Source organism: Gilliamella sp. ESL0250 (genome assembly GCF_013345045.1).
GTDB classification, from domain to species: Bacteria; Pseudomonadota; Gammaproteobacteria; order Enterobacterales; family Orbaceae; genus Gilliamella; species Gilliamella apicola_H.
The window spans coordinates 143,814-165,428 of the sequence record NZ_JAAEDV010000004.1 but is presented as its reverse complement, the minus strand read 5'-3'; the positions used below and the strand labels follow the sequence as shown (position 1 = coordinate 165,428).

Genomic DNA, 21,615 nt, shown 5'->3' with positions numbered 1-21,615 from the left:
TTTAAAAGAATATGAATTATTTATATTGAAAAACGTAAAGAGACCTATTGTTTACAATTAGTTTAATATAGGCATTTCTAATGTAAAAATAAAGCTATGTTTTTAGCTAATATTATCATTTTATATAAACTTTATTAATTAGGTTTTGCTCATTTAGTTGAAGTTTGGCAAAATAGACGCCCTGACAGGGCGATTATGATTGTCTTAAATGATTTGGATTTGTTAATAATAAATAAAAAGAAATATAAACATGCTATTGTTAAATAAAAGCAGGAACGGAATTAGGATGATTAGTCGAATGAAACAACCCATAAAAACATTATTCATCTTGAGTTGCCTAAGTGGCATAGTCATTTGTTGTGCACCTGCTTTTGCCGATGAAGAACAACAAATTTTACCCCAAAGAGAGATTGATGCTGATGCCAATAGTCCAGCTCAATTGACTGATGATAAACAAATTGATATCGTTGCTCCTAGTGAAAAACGTGAGAAAATTTATCACAAAACTATCTTTTCACTTTCAGGTCAACCCAAGTATCCGGATCATTTTCAGCATCTTGATTACGTTAATCCCAATGCTCCGAAAGGTGGCATAATCAAACTGGCTGAAGTTGGTTCTTTTGATAATTTGAATCGTTTTGCTAGCCGTGGCGCTCCTGAGCGAAACTCGGCATCGCTATATGACACCCTTTTTACTAATACTGCTGACGATATTACCAGTTTTTACCCACTTATAGCGACATCAATAACTTATTCCGATAGTTACCGCTGGGCAGAAGTTTCAATTAACCCTAATGCGCGTTTTCAAGATGATAAGCCAATTACAGCTAAAGATGTTGAATTTACCTTTGATAAATTTATGACCGAAGGGGTACCTCAGTATCGTGTTTATAATAAAGGGATTACGGTTAAGGCAATAGATGATTACCGTGTGCGTGTTGATATACCTGATTCTGATCGTGAAAAACTCCTTTCATTTGTTGGTAGTATGCGGGTTATTCCTAAACATTTTTGGCAAAATCATGACCTTTCTGAACCATTAAGCTCGCCACCGGTTGGTAGTGGTCCTTACTATATTAGTGAATATAAATTAGGACAGTATGTAGTTTATCGACGTAATACGAATTATTGGGCGCGCGATTTGCCCATTAATAAAGGCTTAGATAATTTTGACGAAAAACGTATTGATTACTATATGGATGATAACGTATCGCTAGAAGCCTTTAAAGCAGGTGAATATGATCTGCGCGCAGAAGATCAGCCTAAAAACTGGTTTACTCAATATCAAGGCAAATATTTTGATTCTAACCATATTATTAAACAAGAAAGACCCGTTCAAACGGCAACTGATACTAAGTGGTTAGCCTTTAATTTACAAAACGATCTGTTTAAAGATGTCAAAGTGCGTGAAGCCATTACCTTGGCATTTGATTTTGAATGGTTAAATCATGCCTTTTATTATGACAGTTACAAAAGACCTTATAGCTTTTTTGAAAATACGATATATGCAGCAACAGGTATGCCTAGTGAGCAAGAGCTAAAGTGGCTTAATGCTTACAAAGAGATTATTCCTGAGCGTGCTTTTGGCAATGCCTATTATGTACCAAAAAGTGATGGTCAGGGTTTTAATCGTGATAATTTATTAAAGGCGACAGAATTATTAAAACAAGCCGGATGGGCGCTCAAAGACGGCAAACTCATTAACACTAAAACACAGCAACCATTTGAATTTGAACTAATCAGTTATCTTGGTAGTGATATTAAATATGCCATTCCCTTTCAACAAAATTTGGCACGTTTGGGGATCACCATGAAAATTACCTTGCTAGATTCGGCACAACAATTACGCCGCGTTCGTGAACGTGATTATGATATGGTGGCACGTGATTATTATGCCGTAAATTACCCAAGTTCAAATTTGCTGGTACTGTGGGGAAGTGAGTATCTTAACTCATCATGGAATGCTTCAGGATTACATAACAAGGCTATTGATGGCATAATTGCTGAAATTACCAAAAATGTGGATAATCAAGAAGAGCTAGTGCCACTTGGGCGAGCACTTGATCGTATTTTAACGCAAGAATATCCAATGATTCCAATGTGGTATAACAGTAAAATGTATTATGCATACTGGAACAAATTTGGGCAACCAGCTATACAACCGACTTACGCAATCGGGGTTGATAGCTGGTGGTATGATGCAGACAAAGCAGCTAGCCTGCCTAAAAATCGGGAACATTAATATGCTAAATTACTTTATTCGTCGATTGTTACTGATTATTCCAACATTATTTGTAATTTTAACAATCAACTTTTTTATTGTGCAAGTTGCACCAGGTGGACCGGTCGATCAGGCGCTTGCTATGATTGAAAATGGACCGCAAGCAGGGCAAGGGCTATTGCCGGGAAGCAGTGGTTCATCTACATCAGTACAGCAGTATAAAAATGAGTCAAACTATCGTGGAGCGCGAGGGCTTGATCCACAAGTTATTGCGATGATTGAAAAACAATACGGTTTTGATAAACCAATATTTGAACGTTATATCGAAACGCTAAACAAATACATATTATTTGATTTTGGTAACAGTTTTTTTAAAAGTGAATCGGTATTAGGCTTGATTGCCAAAAGTTTACCTGTTTCAATTTCATTGGGATTATGGAGTACGTTAATTGTTTATCTGATTTCAATTCCGTTAGGTATTCGTAAAGCAGTAAAAGATGGTTCGGCATTTGATTTTTGGTCAAGTACCTTAATTATTATTGGTTATGCCATACCGCCTTTTTTATTAGCAGTGTTGTTAATTGTATTGTTTGCCGGCGGTAGTTATTGGGATATTTTTCCACTTCGTGGACTTATTTCGAATCATTTTGAACAACTCGATTTTTGGGGAAAAGTGAAAGACTATGCATGGCACATCTGTTTGCCTACTATTGCAATAGTTATTGGTGGTTTTGCTTCACTTACTATGTTGACCAAGAACTCATTTTTAGATGAAATTCGCAAACAGTATGTCATAACCGCACGAGCAAAAGGACTAAGTGAAAGAAAGATCGTGTATAAACACGTTTTTCGTAATGCCACGTTACTGATTGTATCGGGTTTTCCCGCTGCTTTTGTTGGTATTTTATTTACCGGTTCGTTACTAATTGAAATCATCTTTTCGCTTAATGGGCTTGGTTTATTAGGCTATGAAGCAATTATTCAACGTGATTACCCTGTAATTTTTGGGTCGCTTTATATTTTTACATTAGTTGGACTCATCACAAAACTACTGTCTGATTTATCTTACATGATGATAGACCCACGCATTGACTTTGAGGCTCGAAACTGATGACCACTCATTATTCTTTTAATCAACAACGCTGGCAACGATTTAAACATAATCGCCGTGGCTATTATTCACTTTGGTTATTTTCGATCTTTTTTGTGATGAGTCTATTTGCTGATTTTATTGTTAACGATAGACCCATTTTTATTAAATATCAGGATAATTACTATTCACCAATTTTTCATTTTTATCCAGAAACGGAGTTTGGTGGGCAATTAGAAACACAAACTAATTATCTTGATCCTGCTGTGCAAAATCAAATAGAAGCGAATGGCTGGATTTTATGGCCTCCGTTTCGCTATAGTTATAGTACACTAATCTATGATACGCAAAATACTTTCCCAACGCCTCCTTCAGCATCGCATTGGTTAGGTACAACTGATGCGGGTTTCGATGTACTGGCCAATATCTTATATGGTTTTCGTATTTCAATGTTTTTTGCTATTTTTTTGACATTGTTTACTTCATTTATTGGTATCATCATCGGGGCAATCCAAGGTTATTATGGCGGAACAGTAGACCTGTTAGGACAGCGATTTATTGAAATCTGGTGTGGTTTGCCGGGTTTATTTGTAATTATTTTATTAGCCAGCATTTTACCACTTGATTTTTGGTGGTTGCTGGGCATTACTGTTTTATTTGGTTGGATGGGGTTAGCTGGAATTGTACGTACCGAATTTTTGCGTACTCGCAATTTTGATTATATCCGTGCGGCCAGAGCAATGGGGGTGAGCGACAGTAAAATTATGTTTCGCCACATCTTACCTAATGCAATGGTGGCAACATTAACCTTTTTACCTTTTATTCTATGTGGATCAATTACCACCTTAACGTCGCTAGATTTTTTGGGCTTTGGTTTGCCGATTGATTCACCATCTTTAGGTCGCCTGTTGCTACAAGGGAAAAACAATTTGCAAGCCCCTTGGCTTGGTCTTAGTTCGTTTTTAATTATTGCAACTTTGCTTTCATTACTTATTTTTATTGGTGAGGCAGTAAGAGATGCATTCGATCCAAACAAAGGAGCGTATCGATGAGTTCTCCTTTATTATCCGTTCAGGATTTAAGTATCGCTTTTAAATGTGGTGCACAAACGATATCACAAGTCGTGAGTAATATCAGCTTTGATATTGATGAGCAAGAAACATTGGCACTCGTTGGTGAGTCAGGTTCAGGTAAAAGTGTTACCGCTTTGTCTATCCTGCGTTTGCTACATAAAGAGCAAGTAGTTTATCCAACTGGCGATATTTTATTTGAAGAAAACTCTTTATTATCAGCACCAGATAAAGAACTTCGTCAGGTACGTGGCAATCAAATTAGTATGATTTTCCAAGAACCAATGGTGTCATTGAACCCTCTACATACGGTTGAAAAACAGCTTTATGAAGTACTAGCATTACATCGAGGCATGCATCGACATGATGCGCGTTGCGAGATTTTGCAATATCTTGATCGTGTGGGGATTAAAGATCCAAAAAGTAAATTATCGGCTTATCCTCATCAGTTATCAGGCGGAGAAAGGCAGCGAGTTATGATTGCTATGGCAATTTTAACCCATCCAAAATTATTGATAGCAGACGAACCCACCACTGCTTTAGATGTGTCAGTACAGGCACAAATTATTCAGTTATTAAAAGAGTTAAAAAAAGAACTGAATATGAGCATGCTATTTATTTCGCATAATCTTAGCATTGTTAAAAAAATCGCTGATAAAGTAGCGGTGATGCAACAAGGCAAAATTGTTGAATACAATAATAAGCAGCGTATCTTTTTACGTCCAGAACATGAATATACGCAAACACTATTAAATTCTCAGCCACATGGTGAGCCGGTGCCATTGCCTGATACACCTGGAATACTGCTTAATGTTAACCACCTTAATGTTGAAGTTATTGCCAAAAAACGTTTATTTTGCAGTCAAAAGAAGAAGATCGTCAACAATACTGGCTTTGCCGTGCATCAAGGCGAAACAGTTGGGATTGTTGGTGAGTCAGGGTCGGGCAAAAGCACTACTGCTTTAGCTATTTTACGGTTGATAAAATCGCAAGGTAACATTGTATTTGACAGCCATCCGATACAAAATCTAACCAGCAAAAAGCTGTTACCATTTCGAAGCCGTATCCAAGTGGTGTTTCAAGATCCATTTTCATCTCTTAACCCGCGTTTTAATGTTGAACAGATTATTAGTGAAGGCTTAATCACTCACAAAAAACTGAGCCAATCAGAGCGTGAGCAAGCGGTAGTTGACATTATGCAAGAAGTTGGTCTTGATCCTGATATGCGTTATCGCTATCCAACCGAGTTTTCAGGGGGGCAACGCCAGCGAATAGCCATTGCCCGTGCCTTAATTTTGAAGCCAGAATTATTGATTTTAGATGAACCAACTTCGTCATTAGATCATACTATTCAAAAACAAATTATTGATTTACTTAAGTCATTACAAGAAAAGTATCAGCTTAGTTATTTGTTTATTAGCCATGATTTAGCTTTGGTTTATTCTCTGTGTCATCAAGTGGTTGTTATGAAAGAGGGGAACATTATTGAGCAAGGCTCACGGGAAAAGATCTTTTATTCCCCCGAAACTGAGTATACCAAAACATTACTCTCATTTTTAGATAAACCACCTCGTAAAATAAATAAAACATTGATACACGCAGATAAAGTTGAAAAAACAGAAAAATTTGCTCATAAAGATGATACTCAGCCAGCGCAACAGCAAGACAAAAAGGTCAATTGGGAAGAAGCACTGTTAATGCGCAAAAAATAAATGTATAAAGCAATAGATAACAATGGTCTATATTATAGACCATTGTTAATAAATCATATATCAATCTAGTTAACAGGTTTCATTATGCAAAAACGAATACTTCCTTTTTTATTAACACCCTGTTTATCCCTCATTTCAATAAATGCGATGGCGATAACCTGTAGTGATAATCCAAACCAAAATATCGTTGAGGCAAATAACTATATTTTTCAAATCCTCGATTATATTGATTCACCTGTAAAAGGTATAAAGCAAGAGATTCGGACTTCAACCACCAAATTGGGTACTGATGCGAATAGTTCGCTAGCTAAGCACACGTTAGAATATGATCCTAATGGGCTTATCACACAAAGCCATTATGATCTTTATTCGGATAAAAACTTTCGAATTTATTCCGAACACTTACAAAAAAATAAATCTGGTTGGGAAAATATTATTGAGGATGTAGAAGATAAAACCAATAGCATCATCCAATTTAATACTGATGAACAAGGTAAAATTGTCGTATCACAGCAGACTAAAAAAGCTATCGATTTTGTTTTTTTCGAAACCGATAATTACGTATACGATAGTAATCACTGTCTTATCAATAAAAATGTACAATGGCAGCTTAAAGAAATTGATGAAAATGGTAAATATACCGGAGCAGAGCAAAAAGGGGCTTCAGTCTATACGTTTGGATATCAAGAGCAACAGCTTGCTAAAGTGTCGTACCAATTTAGCAACAATATGACAAACGAAAGTGATTTTTCGTATCAATATGATAACGATCATCATCGATTAACTACCATTGAATCTTCTTACTTATCATCAGGAAAAGAAGTTTCACATTATTTAACTAAATTTTTAACGTTTAATGAAAAAAATGATTGGCTTACGGCAAGTAAAGTTAAAAATAATCAAGAGAATAAACAAACGAATACTATCCGCGAACTCACATATTATTAGTTTTTGAAAATATAAAAAGCGTTATTTTGTTTTATGACGCTTTTTATATTCCTATAACCAAAAATGCCAGCTATACCCGAATAAACAATATATAAATAGCATGTATTGTCCATGCTAACGCTAAGCCAACAGTCAGTAATTTTTCGCGTTTTGGATGGATTTTACGCTCGTGCAAAAGCGTTAAAATTTGTTGTAATCCACACCAGATAGGTAATGAAATCATCAAAAATAAAAACAATTTGCCCATTTCAGTATTGGCTATTTTTAGAATATGAGAACGTGTTGCTGCGTTACCAAAAGGAATGATAAATGTGATAATCGCCAGTACAATAGGTGAAAAAACAGCCGCCCATGTGCCACCTAAAGCAAATAACCCCTTTGTGATTTTTCCATGAGACCTTTTAGCTTGCATTTGTTGGTTTTTCATTGATTAAAGACCACTTATTTTAATATAAATAATAATAAACATGCCGAAACAAAAACTGTTACCAGCCATAACCCTACAATGAATAAATAAGATTTTGTTTTTTTATCAGTATGGTATGAAAATATCGTTTTAGGCACTGAGTTGAACCAACTTATTGAATGGAAAACGCTAACCAATAACGCAATACAATTAAGCACCACAACAAAAGGACTACGCAAAAAGAAGATAAAACGGTAAAACTCATCTTGCCCAACGGCATTTGTGTACATACAAACGACACCATACATTAACACTAAGCTTATCCAAATCATTGAAAAAGGGACTAATTTACGCATTATAGCAATTATAAAAGGGGGCTTTACATCAGTTTGAACTGCATCAAGGTAATTATTGTTATTTTGTTGATTCATAAATCTCTCTAGATTGCATTATATTTGTAATGATCTGTTATGGTTAATATTTATTTCGTTATTATAATGGCTAATCAACGGTATGTCGCCTATTTATGGGCGGCTATGATATAGGCATTGGTTAATATAATGCTTCGCATAATGTGCCTCGAAGAGCTTTAACTATCAAGTTTTAAATATAGTCTATTTCGTGAAATTATTTTTATATTTTGAAAAAGAGTAAATGCAGATCTCATTTTTGACAATAAATAGTAGCCAAAAATAAAAAGTTTTGTTTAACTAGTATACTTAGATGGAAAACCCCACTAGATGTGGGGAACTTGATATAATTATTACTTACGGATGGTTTATCCCTATTAATATAAGGAACTAGCATAAATAATTTTTTATTCTATCATAAAGGGAATGTTTATTTCAGTGAAATATTAAATTTAATTATTATTACTAACGGACTTTTATTTTTTGTTATATTACCTGTTTTGCTATGCTAAATTAATAATGGCTAGAACAACCTAGCTAGCTTTTAGCATTGTATGTAATAGCCACGGAATTGAAGAACCTCGATTATACATGCATTGCTAAAATTATCAATTATCAATTTAGAGGTAATTAATTATGAATTTTATAAAGTATTTTATTCATTTACAAAGAGCAATGCAAAAAAGTAGCCAGTTTTGTAAAAAAGTTTGGGCTGTTGAAATCAAACAGAAAATAGATGATCAAGAAACGCGATCTTATTGTTTAAGTATTGAGATCAATAAACAAGCCCCTCGAATACTTAAATAATTTAAGTTAAAGCCGATAAGCGGAATAACTAACTTTCCGCTTACATTAAAATTCTAAATAAGGAGTATAGTTTGTCTTCTTTCTCGCTGTTAGATGAAAAATGGATTCCGGTTATCCATTTTGATGGTCATGTTAGTAAGATTAAACCTAGTCAAATCGCTGATGAAACTATTTCTGATTTAGCCTATTTTAGATCTGATTTTCAAGGTGCTGCCTATCAGTTTCTTATCGGTTTATTGCAAACCACCTTTTCTCCAGAAGATAATGAGGAGTGGTTTGACTACTGGGATGATGGCATTTCGCAATCTGATTTAGATAAAGCATTTGATCAAGTTAAATCGGCTATGCAATTTGGTGCAAATAAACCCGCCTTTATGCAAGATTTCACGAAATTAGACGGCAATGCTTTACCAATATCAGGTTTATTAGTTGAAGCACCAGGTGAAAACGCATTAAAGAAGAACACCGACCACTTTATCAAACGTGATTTTGTCAAGGAAATTTGCCCACACTGTGCAGCAATAGCACTATTTACTTTACAAACTAATGCACCATCTGGTGGACAAGGACATCGAGTTAGTTTGCGTGGTGGTGGGCCGATAACGACGTTGATTATGCCAGAACTAAATAAACCAACACCATTATGGAAGAAATTATGGTTAAACGTAATACCATTAGATGATGATAAACCATGCCAATTTGATGAATCTGTCTTTCCATGGCTCAATACGACTAAAACCAGTGAACCACCGAAGAATTTGAGTCTATTTCCTGAACAAGCCAGTTATTGCCAAGCTTTTTGGGGAATGCCACGACGAATAGAACTTGATTTTGAACAGACTAAGCAAGGGAAATGTGATCTGTGTGGCGCAACTTCGTCACAATTAATTACGCAATATCACACTAAAAATTATGGTATTCAATATCAACATTGGCGACATCCTTTAACGCCATATCGAATTGATAGTAAATCAGGCGCACCATTAGCGATTAAAGGCCAACCCGGTGGTTTAATTTATCGAGATTGGCTAGGTATGCTAACAAAACATGATAATGTTGAAGCGGCAAAAGTGGTCTTTATCCATGAAGCGCGTAGGCTAAAAGATAACGAACACTATCGCTTATGGTGCTTTGGTTATGATTTTGACAATATGAAAGCACGTTGCTGGTATGAACACACTTTTCCTGTATATCCCGCTTTAGCTGATCCTGACAGCGACCTAGAAGAGCTTATTGCACTCGCATTAGAATTAAGTAAAGAGACCTTGCCAATACTGCGTAAAGCTATGACAGCGATAAATAAACAATCTAGTTTGTTAGATATCGCTTATTGGAAAGAGACCGAACCAGCATTTTACCAATTTGTAAAACAACTAATAGACCAAAAAGATAATCCCGAAGGTCGATTCCATTTGTTAGCAAATTGGGCAAATACTTTACTACATTATATTACTCAAACCTATGATAAAGCGGCGTTTGCTAATCCTGATGAACAGTTGGTTACATCCGAAAAAATCAGTGCTAGAGAAAAATTACTCATTGATTTTAATAAACTAAAGTATATAAAAAAGATAAAAAACACCAAATAGCCTTGTTTTTGGATAGGGAGAACAGTATGTCAAACAATCTTATTAAAAAGACAATTATATTAAATGAAAGCCACAAAAAATGTATTAATGAATGGTTTTCAATGCTGCAACAAAGATCATATCCTTTTTATGGCGGGACTTATAATGGGCGAAAATTACGAGCTGAACTACGTCGAGCGACATTACCTTTTGGGGTTATGTTACATGAAGGGTATTTTTGTTTAGCCAACGTACTATTTAACGATACTCACAGATTAATCCCAACCCCTGTTCATCAGCAGGCATTAGCAATATTTGTTGCGGTTGCTGCTTTTGCGAGTGCTAATAATGAGAAAGCCCCATTTGCTGCACAATTAAGCGAAAAGGCAAAAGGCGGACAGCGTAATATTATGTCTCCTTTACGTTTTGAGCAATTGCAAACCAGTGAAACACCTGAAGAGTTTTGTCGACGATTAATTCGTGCTGCCAAATTACGTGGTGAACAGGGAGTCAACCTTTTTTCACTTGCTGATGGAATTTTTTTGTGGGTGCGAGAGTGGCATAATCGACTACAAAATTTATCTCCAACTATCAATCCGTTTGAACGCCTTTCTGTTCGTTGGGCGATGGATTACTATTCGACTAATAAATTACCTAAGGAATAACGACAATGACAACATTTATTCAATTACACTTATTGACTGCTTATGCGCCATCTAATTTGAACCGTGATGAACTTGGTCGACCAAAAACTGCAAAAATGGGCAATAGTGACCGATTACGTATCTCATCGCAAAGTTTAAAAAGAGCATGGCGAACTTCGGATTACTTTTATCAATCATTAAGTGACAATCTAGGCGTGCGTTCGCGTCGATTTGCGCGAGATTGGGTTTATAAAAATATGCTTGATCAAGGCATTTCGGAAAAAATTGCGAAAGCGAGCGCCATTAAAATTGCTGCACAATTTGGCAAAGTAAAAAATGAAAAATCCCCCAAAGATCCATTGGATAATTTGGAGATTGAACAATTGGTGCATATTAATAGCAATGAAAAACAAGCCATTGATCAATTAGTAGACGTGTTAATTAATGAAAATCGTGAGCCGACCGATGCCGAGGTGAAATTACTCCGTAAAGAAAATAGCTGCATTGATATTGCTTTGTTTGGACGAATGTTAGCTGATAGTCCTGCATTTAATGTTGAAGCTGCTTGCCAAGTATCTCATGCTTTAGGGGTTAGTACCGTTACTATTGAATATGACTTTTTTACCGCAGTGGATGATTTAAATAATAATGAGGAAGATGCCGGCTCAGCACATTTAAATGAGCGTGGTTTTGCTTCAGCCCTGTTTTATACTTACATCTGTATTAGTCGTGAGTTATTGTTAGAAAACCTAAATGGCGATGAGGCATTGGTTGAAAAAACATTAAAAGCCTTAACCGAAGCTGCGGCTAAAGTAGCACCAACCGGTATGCAAAATAGTTTTGCATCACGGGCTTATACCTCTTACTTATTGATTGAAAAAGGGGTTCAACAACCACGCTCGTTAGCTGTTGCTTATTTTAATCCAATTCGTAGCGACGATATGGTTAATGATGCGATTGCGCGTTTAGAACAACAGCTTGATAAATTTGATAAGGTATATGGTCAATGTGCCGATAGTCGCTACGTACTCAATACTGAAACAGGAAAAGGAACCTTAACCGCTGCATTAGATTTTGTTGCCCAAAAATAAGGAGCCGTCGAGATGATAAAACATCTTATCTTCCAGATTTATGCACCATTGACATCGTGGGGAGAGCATGCTATTGGCGAGGTTCGCCATAGTAATGATATTCCTTCTCGCTCGGCTTTATTAGGGCTAGTGGCGGCGGCATTAGGTATTCGGCGTGAAGATAATAAAGTCGATACGTTTAATCAACACTATAATTTTGCGATACGCCCATTTAAAGCAAACAGCAGTTGGTTTAGAGATTTTCAAACCGTCCAAGCCCCCAGAGCAAATAAAAAGCAGTTATTATATACCCGTTTTGATGAAATTCGTCGCAATCCTAATGAGTTAGAAACCCTACTTTCACAGCGTGAATATTATAACGACATTTATTATCAAATTGTGATGACAGAAACCAAAGGTGCTCCCTATAATGTGCAGCAAATACAACAAGCATTATTAACGCCAGTTTTTCCATTATATGTAGGTAGAAAAAACTCGCCATTGGCACTGCCTTTATCCCCTGTTCTCTATGAAGGAACGCTTTGTGATGCATTTATTTTTGCTGATAAACATTATCAACAATATCATCAACGCGATCCTGTCATTAGCGATTTGTTAAACAGTGTTGCTGATGAATATTATTGGGAACATAAAGATCAAGATGCCGATTTTGAAATAATAAAAATTCAGCGCCGGCAAGATCAACCAATAAACCGTAATCATTGGTATTTTGAACCACGCCTGCAATATTCAGGATATTTAAAAAGGAGCGAATAGATGTATTTTTCTCGAGTTACCCTAAAACTAGATCGCCTCCCTTATGTCATGCAGCAAAAGATGCAGTATGCTGGTCAATATGCGATTCATCAATGGTTATGGCAACTTTTTCCTCATCAAGAAAAACGGACATTTTTGTTTCGAGAAGAAGCAACAAGACAAAGTAGATACTACTATCTGCTATCTGAAGTTGCACCGATAAAAGATCATCAATTATTTATTGTTGAAACAAAACCCTATGCACCACAATTAACCATCGGTATGAATTTAATGTTTTCACTGCGCGCTAATCCTATTATTTTTAAAAATGGTAAACGCAGTGATGTGATGATGAATGCCAAATTTTTGGCAAAACAGCAAGGACTATCCTCGGCAATAGAGATAAACGGTTTACAGAATCAAGCCGCATTAAATTGGTTAGTTAATCAAGGTGAAAAAAGAGGATTTTCACTTATGCAAAATACAGGGAAGCAACCTAAATGTAATATTATTGGTTATTATCAACATCGATTTAAAAAGAAAGTAGATGCTAAACCTATTACTTTTAGTAGTGTTGATTTTCAAGGCGTTTTAACGGTTACTCATCCTGAACTGTTTTTAGATACGCTCTATCAAGGAATTGGTAAAAGTAAAGGGTTTGGTTGTGGATTATTCTTGATTAAACGGCATCAATAGGGAACATAACATGGTATATGTTCCGCTTAATCCCATCCCTCTCAAAAATAGAACATCAATGATATTTTTACAATATGGACAAATTGATGTGTTAGATGGTGCATTTGTATTAATTGATAAAACAGGCGTTAGAACCCATATTCCCGTTGGTTCTATTGCTTGTATTATGCTCGAACCTGGCACAAGGATCTCTCATGCTGCTGTCAAATTAGCGGCAACGGTAGGAACATTGCTTGTTTGGGTTGGTGAAGCCGGTGTTCGAATGTATTCATCTGGACAGCCCGGCGGAGCGAGATCGGATAAACTACTTTATCAAGCAAAATTAGCGTTAGATGATGATTTACGTTTAAAAGTCGTCAAAAGGATGTTTGAACTACGTTTTGGCGAGCCAGCACCAACTAGACGTTCGGTTGATCAGCTCCGAGGTATAGAAGGAGCACGTGTACGCGAAACCTATTCATTATTAGCTAAACGCTATCATGTGAAATGGCATGGTCGAAAGTATGATCCTAAAGATTGGGAAAAAGGCGATAAAGTCAATCAGTGCATTAGTGCCGCAACATCTTGCTTATATGGTATCACTGAAGCTGCGGTTTTGGCTGCCGGCTATGCGCCAGCGATTGGTTTTGTGCATAGCGGAAAGCCACTCTCTTTTGTTTATGACATAGCAGATATTATTAAATTTGATACGGTTGTACCCAAAGCATTTGAAATAGCCGCTAAAAAAATCCCTGATCCTGATCGCGAAGTACGTATTGCATGCCGTGAAATTTTTAGAAGTCAAAAAACATTAGCTAAATTAATCCCATTGATTGAAGATGTCTTATCAGCCGGAGGAATTGAACCGCCATTACCACCTGATGATGTTCAGCCTCCAGCTATCCCTGAACCTAAATCGCTTGCCGATAGTGGCTTTAGGAGTCACTAATTATGAGTATGTGTGTGGTTGTGACCGAAAATGTACCGCCCAGACTAAGGGGGCGTTTAGCTATTTGGTTGCTAGAAGTTAGAGCAGGAGTTTACATTGGTGATATCTCCAGACCAATTAGAGAAATGGTATGGCAACAGATAATGGAATTAGCAGAAGAAGGCAATGTAGTACTTGCTTGGGCAACGAATACCGAATCCGGATTTGACTTCCAAACTTATGGTACAAATAGAAGAGTTCCGGTAGATCTAGATGGACTACGGTTGGTCTCTTTTTTACCTGTTAAAAATCAATAGGTTAAAGTTCTTTAAAAATTTAAAAAATTTGGTGGAATTTATCAGTCGATATAATTATAAATAAAACAAATAGCTATGTTTAGAGTGTTCCCTGTATACACAGGGATAAACCGCGGGCGTTTTCAGGCATTGTTGGCGTGTAATTGTGTTCCCTGTATACACAGGGATAAACCGCCCGGTAGGTGCGTATGCAGACACTGGATTTTGTGTTCCCTGTATACACAGGGATAAACCGGGTCGATTGATTTAGGTAAACCAAAAGAGCATGTGTTCCCTGTATACACAGGGATAAACTGGAATTTTTTAAATCATTATCAAGTAATGATCGTAATACTGTTGAACAATATTTTGAAACTATCATATTCGGTAGAAACTAATTTTCTATATAACATGTATACGAGAAATTAACTATTTATTTATCAATAGTTACTTTTTTTAATATAGGGAGCTTTTTATGAAAACTACTATCGTTAAATTTGCTGTTACTTTTAAAACAAAGTCGAAGTGGAGCAAAGAAGCAAAAAAGAACAACTTAACACTAGCGAATTGGATTATTAACAAATTAAACTCAGATATTGAATTCGATTGCAATCAGGATGTATTGTTACATAACGATATTCCCGCATCTCAACGATATTTTATATCAGTCACTGTTCCAGCGGAATACAAAGGATATTGGGTTTTTTCATCTAGATCAAAGGGGAAAAAACTGAGGGTCTGGATAGTTAATAAATTGAACCATGGTATAGATTAAAGTTTGTTTGTTTTACTTTCTTCTTTTTTTGTCTTCAATGCGCTATCTATTAGCGGATAGCGTCCACTTCTGATTAATTTATAAAAATTAAACAACGATGTTTCAAATTTTTCATTACGTTTTAGATGATGAAAAATATCTTGCAGAAAATAACCTCGCATAATCAAGTTTACAATCATTTTTCTTTTTTCTTTATGATGTGTTCTTTGTATACACAAGGATAAACTAACTTCTATATAATTAATTAGGCTATTAAATATATATTTTATTTATCTACCCATCTATCTATCTATCATATTTTTTACTGGCATATATAAGTCTGTTACACATAAAAAATAAATCAATCAATCAATGGTTTTATTAGGTGATTTTATTAGTTACTTCATTAAACATCTAAAATTTGGTAATAACTGTATTATTTATTTAATAAAATCTTTATTATGAAAATAATAAAATAATAGTCTAACGGCATGTTTTTTGTTGTGACTTGTGCTTTGGCATTTATTGGTAATTTTTATTTATTTTGTAAAACTGAAAGTATGTATTAATAATAGCAGGCTAAAATAATGGACAAAAATAGCGTACAATAGCGCGGTATTTAACACTGGCGTATCATAAATAGATTAGGAATTTAGTATGACAGGCAAATTTATTGTCATCGAAGGGCTTGAAGGGGCGGGTAAAACAACGGCTATTAATACTGTTGCTCGCATTTTGAATCAACACGATATTGGTGATTTGCAATTTACACGTGAGCCAGGTGGAACGCCGATAGCTGAAGCATTACGTAATATTATTAAAAATGGTTTAGATAACGAGCCTTTGACAGATAAAGCCGAATTGTTAATGTTATATGCTGCACGCATTCAGTTGATTAATAATGTGATTAAACCTGCACTTAAAGCAGGTAAATGGGTGATTGGCGATCGCCATGACTTATCCACGCAAGCTTATCAAGGTGGTGGGCGACAGTTAGATAAAGTCTTTATTACGACATTAAAGGAGCAAGTATTAGGTCATTTTAAACCTGATCTTACCTTATATTTGGATATCGAACCTGAAATTGGTTTAATGCGAGCAAGATCTCGAGGTGAGCTTGATCGCATTGAGCAACAATCATTGCCATTTTTTAAACGAATTCGTCAACGCTATTTAGAACTTGCCAAGCAAGATAAAACAATTATTACTGTTGATGCCGGAAAACCAATCGACAATGTGACTAAGCAAATTGAACAAATTTTAACAATATGGTTAACAAAACAGGGTAATATTGCATGATCTTAAATGACTATCCTTGGCTTTCCTTACCTTATCAGCAATTAGCTACTGGCATTATGCATAAACGGGCTCATCATGCCTTATTAATACATTATGTTCAAGGCAGTGGTGAAGATGAGTTTGTTTCAACGCTTGTAAACCGTTTATTATGTCAATCTTCACTGCAATTGGAACCGTGCTTAAAATGCCATAGTTGTCAACTGTTTTTGTCTCACCACCATCCCGATTATTATGTGATAACCAATGAACAAGGTAAACAGTCAATAGGTATTGATCAAATACGTAATATATCAAGCAAGGTTTACGAAAAATCCCAGCAAGGTGGCAATAAAGTCATTTGGATAAAACGGGCAGCTTTAATGACCGAAGCTGCCGCCAATGCATTATTAAAAACGTTAGAAGAACCGCCCGAAAACACCTATTTTATTTTAAGTGATGAGCATAACAGCCAATTGTTACCAACGATCCATAGCCGTTGTTTTTCTTATTTTTTACCAGTTCCTAAATTAGATCAGTCTATTGAATGGCTAAAAAGCGAACAAAATCAGCAATACAGCGATAATGAACTTGCTTCGGCGTTATTATTGAGCGAAAATGCGCCACTAAAAGCGGCTGCATTATTAGCACCAGAAAAGTGGCAACAACGAAAAGCATTTTGTGATCAGCTATTAGAACTGGTACCACAAAATAATTATTGGCAGCTAGCTAAAACTTTTGATAATGAAGACTTTATTGAACGAATTGTTTGGTTTTGTGCCTTGTTAAGCGATGCGCTGAAAGCGAAGCAAAAAGTTGGGCGTTTTATTGTGAATCGTGATCAAGTCCCATTAATTCGGCTACTTGCGACTAAAAGTAATGAAAAGATTTCTGCGCTTTATCATCTATGGTTGCAAGCAAGAAATCAGTTGTTAACGATTACTGGATTGAATAAGGAACTTATTATTTATAATGTACTTGCTCAATCCGAATTAATTAGCGAAGTAAAAAGCTAAGTCTTTTTATAAAGGGTTTTGTAAAGAAGTTTCAGGAAACCATACGTTTAAGTAAAAAAGGATCGTAGTGAGTTATTTATCTATTGAATTTGGTTTACTCTTTATCGCTTTCTTTGCCTTGTATTGGGGATGTTACCGATCGCCCAAAATACAAAATCTCTTGCTTTTAGTATCAAGTTATCTCATTGTTGGTAGTTATAGCTGGCAATTTGCACTTATCCTATTTATCTATACTTGTGCGATCTATTTATTTTCAGTGATGATTGCAGCATCGGATCGGCATGCAAAGCGATGGCTATTTTTGGGGTTATGTGTATCAATCGTTAATCTTGCATTATTTAAATATTTTGATTTCTTTCGTTATGAGTTGCAAGATCTGCTTAACTTCTTCAATTTGCCTATTTTATTACCAGTTATAACTGTATTAATACCTATCGGCATCTCCTTTTATACTTTCCATTCAGTAAGTTACTTAGTTTCGGTAAAAAAGAAAGAGCTACCCGTTGCTAAATTTTGGGATTTTGCCTTATTTTTGTCTTTTTTCCCAAGTGTAATTGCCGGCCCAATTAACCGTGCTAAAGACTTTTTGCCGCAAATTAACATAACCCAGCCCCGTGAAATTTTAGAACCAATTCGTGCCTTTACGTTGCTTATCTTGGCTGTGATTAAGGTTTATTGTCTAGGCGGACTTATTAGTGAACACTGGGTTAATCCAATATTTGCCAATCCGTTAGAATTTAGTGTGATCGATTTGTTAGTGGGGCTTTATGCTTATGCAATGCAAATTTATTTAAATTTTTCGGGATATACTGATTTAGTTACAGGTATTGCGTTATTGTTAGGATTTCGCTTGCCAATTAACTTTAATTTTCCTTACTTGGCATTGAATTTAAGAGATTTTTGGGCTCGCTGGCATATTAGCTTATCACGTTGGATTCGCGACTATATTTATATTCCTCTCGGTGGAAATCGTCGTGGGTTTATACGAACTCAGATTAATGTCATGTTAGCTATGTTGCTATCAGGATTATGGCATGGTGCTGGTATTAATTTTATTATCTGGGGGGGCTGTCATGGTATTGGTATAGTGGCACTTAATATCGGCGATCGTTATTTTGGACAAGGCTGGGTAACAGCACGCTCGCCACTGGTTGCACGATTATTAACATGGCATTATATTTGTTTTACATGGCTATTTTTTAATTGTGAAAGTTTGTCTGATGCAGTTGATTATTTGACTGCATTAATGCATAACTTTCTGATAGAACCGCACTATGCGGGGGCATTTTTGGTTATTTGTTTCATCTACTTTGCCTATCCAATGTGTAAAAATTTTCCTGAGTGGTTTATTATACAGCTAACAAAAATACCGCATTGTTATTTACCAATGGTCTTTATTTTAATTTTGTGGTTAGTTATTTATATTGCACCATCAGGTATGCCAAACTTTATTTATGCTAATTTTTAATAACGCTTAATTATGATGATATATAAAAAATCGTGTTCAAAAAATAATAGAAAATCCAAATCGAATTTGAAGCGACAACGTCATAAATCGCTAAATAAAAATACGCTTAAAAAAGATCATAAAAAAACTAACAAAGTAAGTACTTCTCCTATTCTTGCAAGTAAACCTTTATCTGCTCGTTATATATTGGTGATATTGTTTGTTACCGCCATTGCATTAATAGCGATTTATTACAAATCAATATTGATTTATGGCGAGCAAGTGTATCATACCGATTTGTTTAATAGTGACACGTTAGCGATTCAAGAAACTTCAATACAAGAGCTTGAAGACAGCAAAAGTGACGAGCAAAAATATGCATCAACACACACATCAATCCCGTTTACTAGGCCGTTTGATGCTGTGTTGCCTGTCACCGAAAATAAAACATCTAAATTAGCCGTCACTGAGCTTGAAGATATAAAACAAAATAAAAATACTGCCGAAGTAAAAAGCGATCAAAAAGTCGATACTGAAAATAGCTTGATGGGCCCTGATTTAAAAAATTATTCTGATTTCGTCGATCACAATAAGCCCAAAGCCGAGCTAGCATTACAAGATGAACCTAAAAAAATACAAGGGGATATTGAACTACCCCATGAGCCGTTACCGATTGTATTAACAAGTAATGATAAAGTGTTCTTTGCTGGTGATTCTTTAATGCAAGGCGTTGCACCATATGTTAAAAAAATGCTTTTTAAGCAATATAAAATAGAAAGCCTTGACTTAAGCAAACAGAGCACAGGACTTGCTTATCCAAGCGCTTTTGATTGGCCAAAAACAATTAATGATAATCTAATTGCTGATCCTTCAATCAAATTGCTTGTTGTTTTTCTTGGCGCTAATGATCCTTGGGATTTTCCAGTTAAAGGCTATGTCAAATATGCTAAATTTAAATCCGAATTATGGGAAGAACATTATCGTTTACGTATTGAGTCTATTTTAAATAGCGCCATTGAACATGATGTTCAAGTACTTTGGCTTGCAGCACCTTGTATGCGAAAACCAAAATTAAACAATGGGATGGTTTACCTAAATAATTTGTATGAGTCGGAGCTAGAAAAAGTTCAACAACATTTTTTAACAACAAATGAATTACTGGGTTGTACATACGAAAAATTTAGTAATTTTATAGAAACCGATAAAGCAAAAATTAAAGTAAGGGTTGATGATGGGGTCCATTTTACGTCAATAGGCCAAAAAATTTTGGCAAAGGCTATTATGGAAAAAATAATTTATAAAGAATTAGAGGATACCCATAATGATTAGATTTTTAAAATATATTACAGCCGTAATTGCGATAGCGATTACGGTTGGGTGCAGTGTGGCGGAAAGTAAAACGACCACAGTATCTACTATTATTGATTTTGGTGATCCTAACGCTAAAAAATTCGCTACGCGTTTAAAATCGCTAGCCGATAACAAAAAAACAAATCAAGTCGTCAATATTACACAATTTGGTGATTCGCATTCGGCAGCCGATTTCTTTACTGGTGAATTTAGAACATTAATGCAACAAAAATATGGTAACGCCGGTATTGGTTGGATAACGCCTGTCGCTATAAAAGGACAAAGTCATGCGGTTGTTACATGGAAATCTAGAAATTGGGATGTGCTAAGTAGCCGAACGTTAAGTAACCTAGACTTTCCTATGGGCGGCTTTATTGCAAAACCCAGTAAAGATTCGGCTACTATTCAAATTGTTCCAAGAGGATCGAATAATAAAGATTGGCAAATTAAATTAACTTTCAAGACACTTAAAAACAACTCAAGATCGCTAGCGCTTTATGATATAAATGATAAAAAAATTAATTTAAGCTATACGCCAACCCCAAATGTTTGGCAAACTGCATCGGTTGTGACTAAAATGCCTTTAGTTATAAAAGGTCAAAAAGATGTGGAGCTGGGTGGAATTTGGTTAACGCGCAATCAACAATCCGGCGTTATTGTTTCATCTATTGCTACTAATGGTGCTAAACAAACGATTTGGCAAAAGTGGGGGAAGGATTGGTTTAAAGAACTTGCTGTATCACAAAGTGATTTAGTAATTTTAGAATATGGGACAAATGAAAGTTTTGATGAAACATTAGACGCCAATCAATACCGAAAAAATTTAGTGAGTAATATCAGGTTGATTCGTAAAAATTTACCTAATGCGGCCATTTTAATAATGACGCCACCTGACACTATGGCAAATGAAAAAAATATGCCAAAGTCTTTTGCAAAAATAATGAATATTCAAAAACAAGTTGCCAAATCCGAAAAAACATTATTTTGGGATTGGCAAGTTGCGATGGGGGGTAAGTTTTCCATTAAACAGTGGCGACAACGAGGATTGGCTCGTCCTGATTTAGTGCACCAAACTTTAAAAGGCTACAAAGAAAGTGCTCGCATTTTTTATGCTGATTTAAATGAATTTATTAGAAAAAATAGCTAACAAATTTTGATTAAAAGGAATAAAT

The 21,615-nt window shown here is 35.6% G+C and carries 20 protein-coding genes and 1 pseudogene; 19 read left to right on the top strand and 2 right to left on the bottom strand.

From position 1 onward, the window contains the following. Window positions 1-298 precede the first annotated feature (298 nt). From GYY69_RS05180 to GYY69_RS05160, 5 genes and pseudogenes are all read left to right on the top strand, one after another. The gene (locus tag GYY69_RS05180; protein WP_174796714.1) at window positions 299-2,242 is read left to right on the top strand and encodes an extracellular solute-binding protein; all 1,944 of its coding nucleotides are present in this window, start codon (window positions 299-301) and stop codon (window positions 2,240-2,242) included. A 1-nt stretch (window position 2,243) separates the two neighbouring features. Then, a complete protein-coding gene (locus tag GYY69_RS05175; protein ID WP_174796713.1) occupies window positions 2,244-3,332 on the top strand; it encodes a microcin C ABC transporter permease YejB in 1,089 nt (362 codons plus the stop codon). Beyond that, window positions 3,332-4,363: an ABC transporter permease gene (locus tag GYY69_RS05170; RefSeq protein WP_174796712.1), complete on the top strand. Its 1,032-nt coding sequence runs from the start codon at window positions 3,332-3,334 to the stop codon at window positions 4,361-4,363. The genes GYY69_RS05175 and GYY69_RS05170 overlap by 1 nt, the downstream gene beginning before the upstream one ends. Next, window positions 4,360-5,943: pseudogene (yejF, locus tag GYY69_RS05165) on the top strand (microcin C ABC transporter ATP-binding protein YejF); the annotation flags it as partial. The gene GYY69_RS05170 and the pseudogene yejF, both read left to right, overlap by 4 nt. Before the next feature lie 234 nt (window positions 5,944-6,177). Further along, window positions 6,178-7,041, top strand: coding sequence for a hypothetical protein (locus GYY69_RS05160; protein WP_174796710.1), 864 nt, complete (start codon window positions 6,178-6,180; stop codon window positions 7,039-7,041). 70 nt (window positions 7,042-7,111) lie between these two features. Here GYY69_RS05160 and frdD read toward each other — a convergent pair whose 3' ends face one another. Together frdD and GYY69_RS05150 are read right to left on the bottom strand one after the other, a co-directional pair. Further along, window positions 7,112-7,468 (bottom strand): fumarate reductase subunit FrdD, encoded by a 357-nt coding sequence (frdD, locus tag GYY69_RS05155; protein ID WP_174796709.1) that lies wholly within the window; start codon window positions 7,466-7,468, stop codon window positions 7,112-7,114. 14 nt (window positions 7,469-7,482) lie between these two features. Continuing rightward, entirely contained in the window at window positions 7,483-7,878 is a 396-nt protein-coding gene (locus GYY69_RS05150) for a hypothetical protein (RefSeq protein WP_174796708.1), read from the bottom strand. A gap of 615 nt (window positions 7,879-8,493) precedes the next feature. Between GYY69_RS05150 and GYY69_RS05145 the strand changes: the two genes are divergently transcribed. From GYY69_RS05145 to GYY69_RS05080, 14 genes are all read left to right on the top strand, one after another. Beyond that, window positions 8,494-8,664, top strand: a complete 171-nt coding sequence (locus GYY69_RS05145) for a hypothetical protein (protein WP_174796707.1) — start codon at window positions 8,494-8,496, stop codon at window positions 8,662-8,664. A gap of 71 nt (window positions 8,665-8,735) precedes the next feature. Next, window positions 8,736-10,253 carry a type I-E CRISPR-associated protein Cse1/CasA gene (casA, locus tag GYY69_RS05140; protein WP_174796706.1) on the top strand — a complete coding sequence of 506 codons (1,518 nt, stop codon included), beginning with the start codon at window positions 8,736-8,738 and terminating at the stop codon, window positions 10,251-10,253. A 26-nt stretch (window positions 10,254-10,279) separates the two neighbouring features. Next, entirely contained in the window at window positions 10,280-10,897 is a 618-nt protein-coding gene (gene casB, locus GYY69_RS05135) for a type I-E CRISPR-associated protein Cse2/CasB (protein WP_174796705.1), read from the top strand. Between the two features lie 5 nt (window positions 10,898-10,902). Beyond that, entirely contained in the window at window positions 10,903-11,967 is a 1,065-nt protein-coding gene (gene cas7e, locus GYY69_RS05130; RefSeq protein WP_174796704.1) for a type I-E CRISPR-associated protein Cas7/Cse4/CasC, read from the top strand. A gap of 12 nt (window positions 11,968-11,979) precedes the next feature. Further along, on the top strand, window positions 11,980-12,723 hold the full coding sequence (gene cas5e / locus GYY69_RS05125; protein ID WP_174796703.1) for a type I-E CRISPR-associated protein Cas5/CasD: 744 nt from the start codon (window positions 11,980-11,982) through the stop codon (window positions 12,721-12,723). After that, on the top strand, window positions 12,724-13,398 hold the full coding sequence (gene cas6e, locus GYY69_RS05120; RefSeq protein ID WP_174796702.1) for a type I-E CRISPR-associated protein Cas6/Cse3/CasE: 675 nt from the start codon (window positions 12,724-12,726) through the stop codon (window positions 13,396-13,398). Window positions 13,399-13,408: 10 nt separating this feature from the next. Further along, complete coding sequence (gene cas1e / locus GYY69_RS05115) at window positions 13,409-14,326, top strand: type I-E CRISPR-associated endonuclease Cas1e (RefSeq protein ID WP_085246887.1); 918 nt, start codon at window positions 13,409-13,411, stop codon at window positions 14,324-14,326. 2 nt (window positions 14,327-14,328) lie between these two features. After that, window positions 14,329-14,622, top strand: coding sequence for a type I-E CRISPR-associated endoribonuclease Cas2e (gene cas2e / locus GYY69_RS05110; RefSeq protein ID WP_160430689.1), 294 nt, complete (start codon window positions 14,329-14,331; stop codon window positions 14,620-14,622). Between the two features lie 454 nt (window positions 14,623-15,076). Then, window positions 15,077-15,376, top strand: coding sequence for a hypothetical protein (locus GYY69_RS05105; protein WP_174796701.1), 300 nt, complete (start codon window positions 15,077-15,079; stop codon window positions 15,374-15,376). Between the two features lie 636 nt (window positions 15,377-16,012). After that, a complete protein-coding gene (gene tmk / locus GYY69_RS05100; protein ID WP_174796700.1) occupies window positions 16,013-16,654 on the top strand; it encodes a dTMP kinase in 642 nt (213 codons plus the stop codon). Then, complete coding sequence (gene holB, locus GYY69_RS05095; RefSeq protein WP_174796699.1) at window positions 16,651-17,646, top strand: DNA polymerase III subunit delta'; 996 nt, start codon at window positions 16,651-16,653, stop codon at window positions 17,644-17,646. The genes tmk and holB overlap by 4 nt, the downstream gene beginning before the upstream one ends. Window positions 17,647-17,713: 67 nt before the next feature. Further along, window positions 17,714-19,114, top strand: coding sequence for an MBOAT family O-acyltransferase (locus GYY69_RS05090; protein ID WP_174796698.1), 1,401 nt, complete (start codon window positions 17,714-17,716; stop codon window positions 19,112-19,114). Window positions 19,115-19,126: 12 nt separating this feature from the next. Continuing rightward, a complete protein-coding gene (locus tag GYY69_RS05085) occupies window positions 19,127-20,422 on the top strand; it encodes an SGNH/GDSL hydrolase family protein (protein WP_174796697.1) in 1,296 nt (431 codons plus the stop codon). After that, window positions 20,415-21,590, top strand: coding sequence for a GDSL-type esterase/lipase family protein (locus GYY69_RS05080; RefSeq protein WP_174796696.1), 1,176 nt, complete (start codon window positions 20,415-20,417; stop codon window positions 21,588-21,590). The genes GYY69_RS05085 and GYY69_RS05080 overlap by 8 nt, the downstream gene beginning before the upstream one ends. Window positions 21,591-21,615 lie beyond the last annotated feature (25 nt).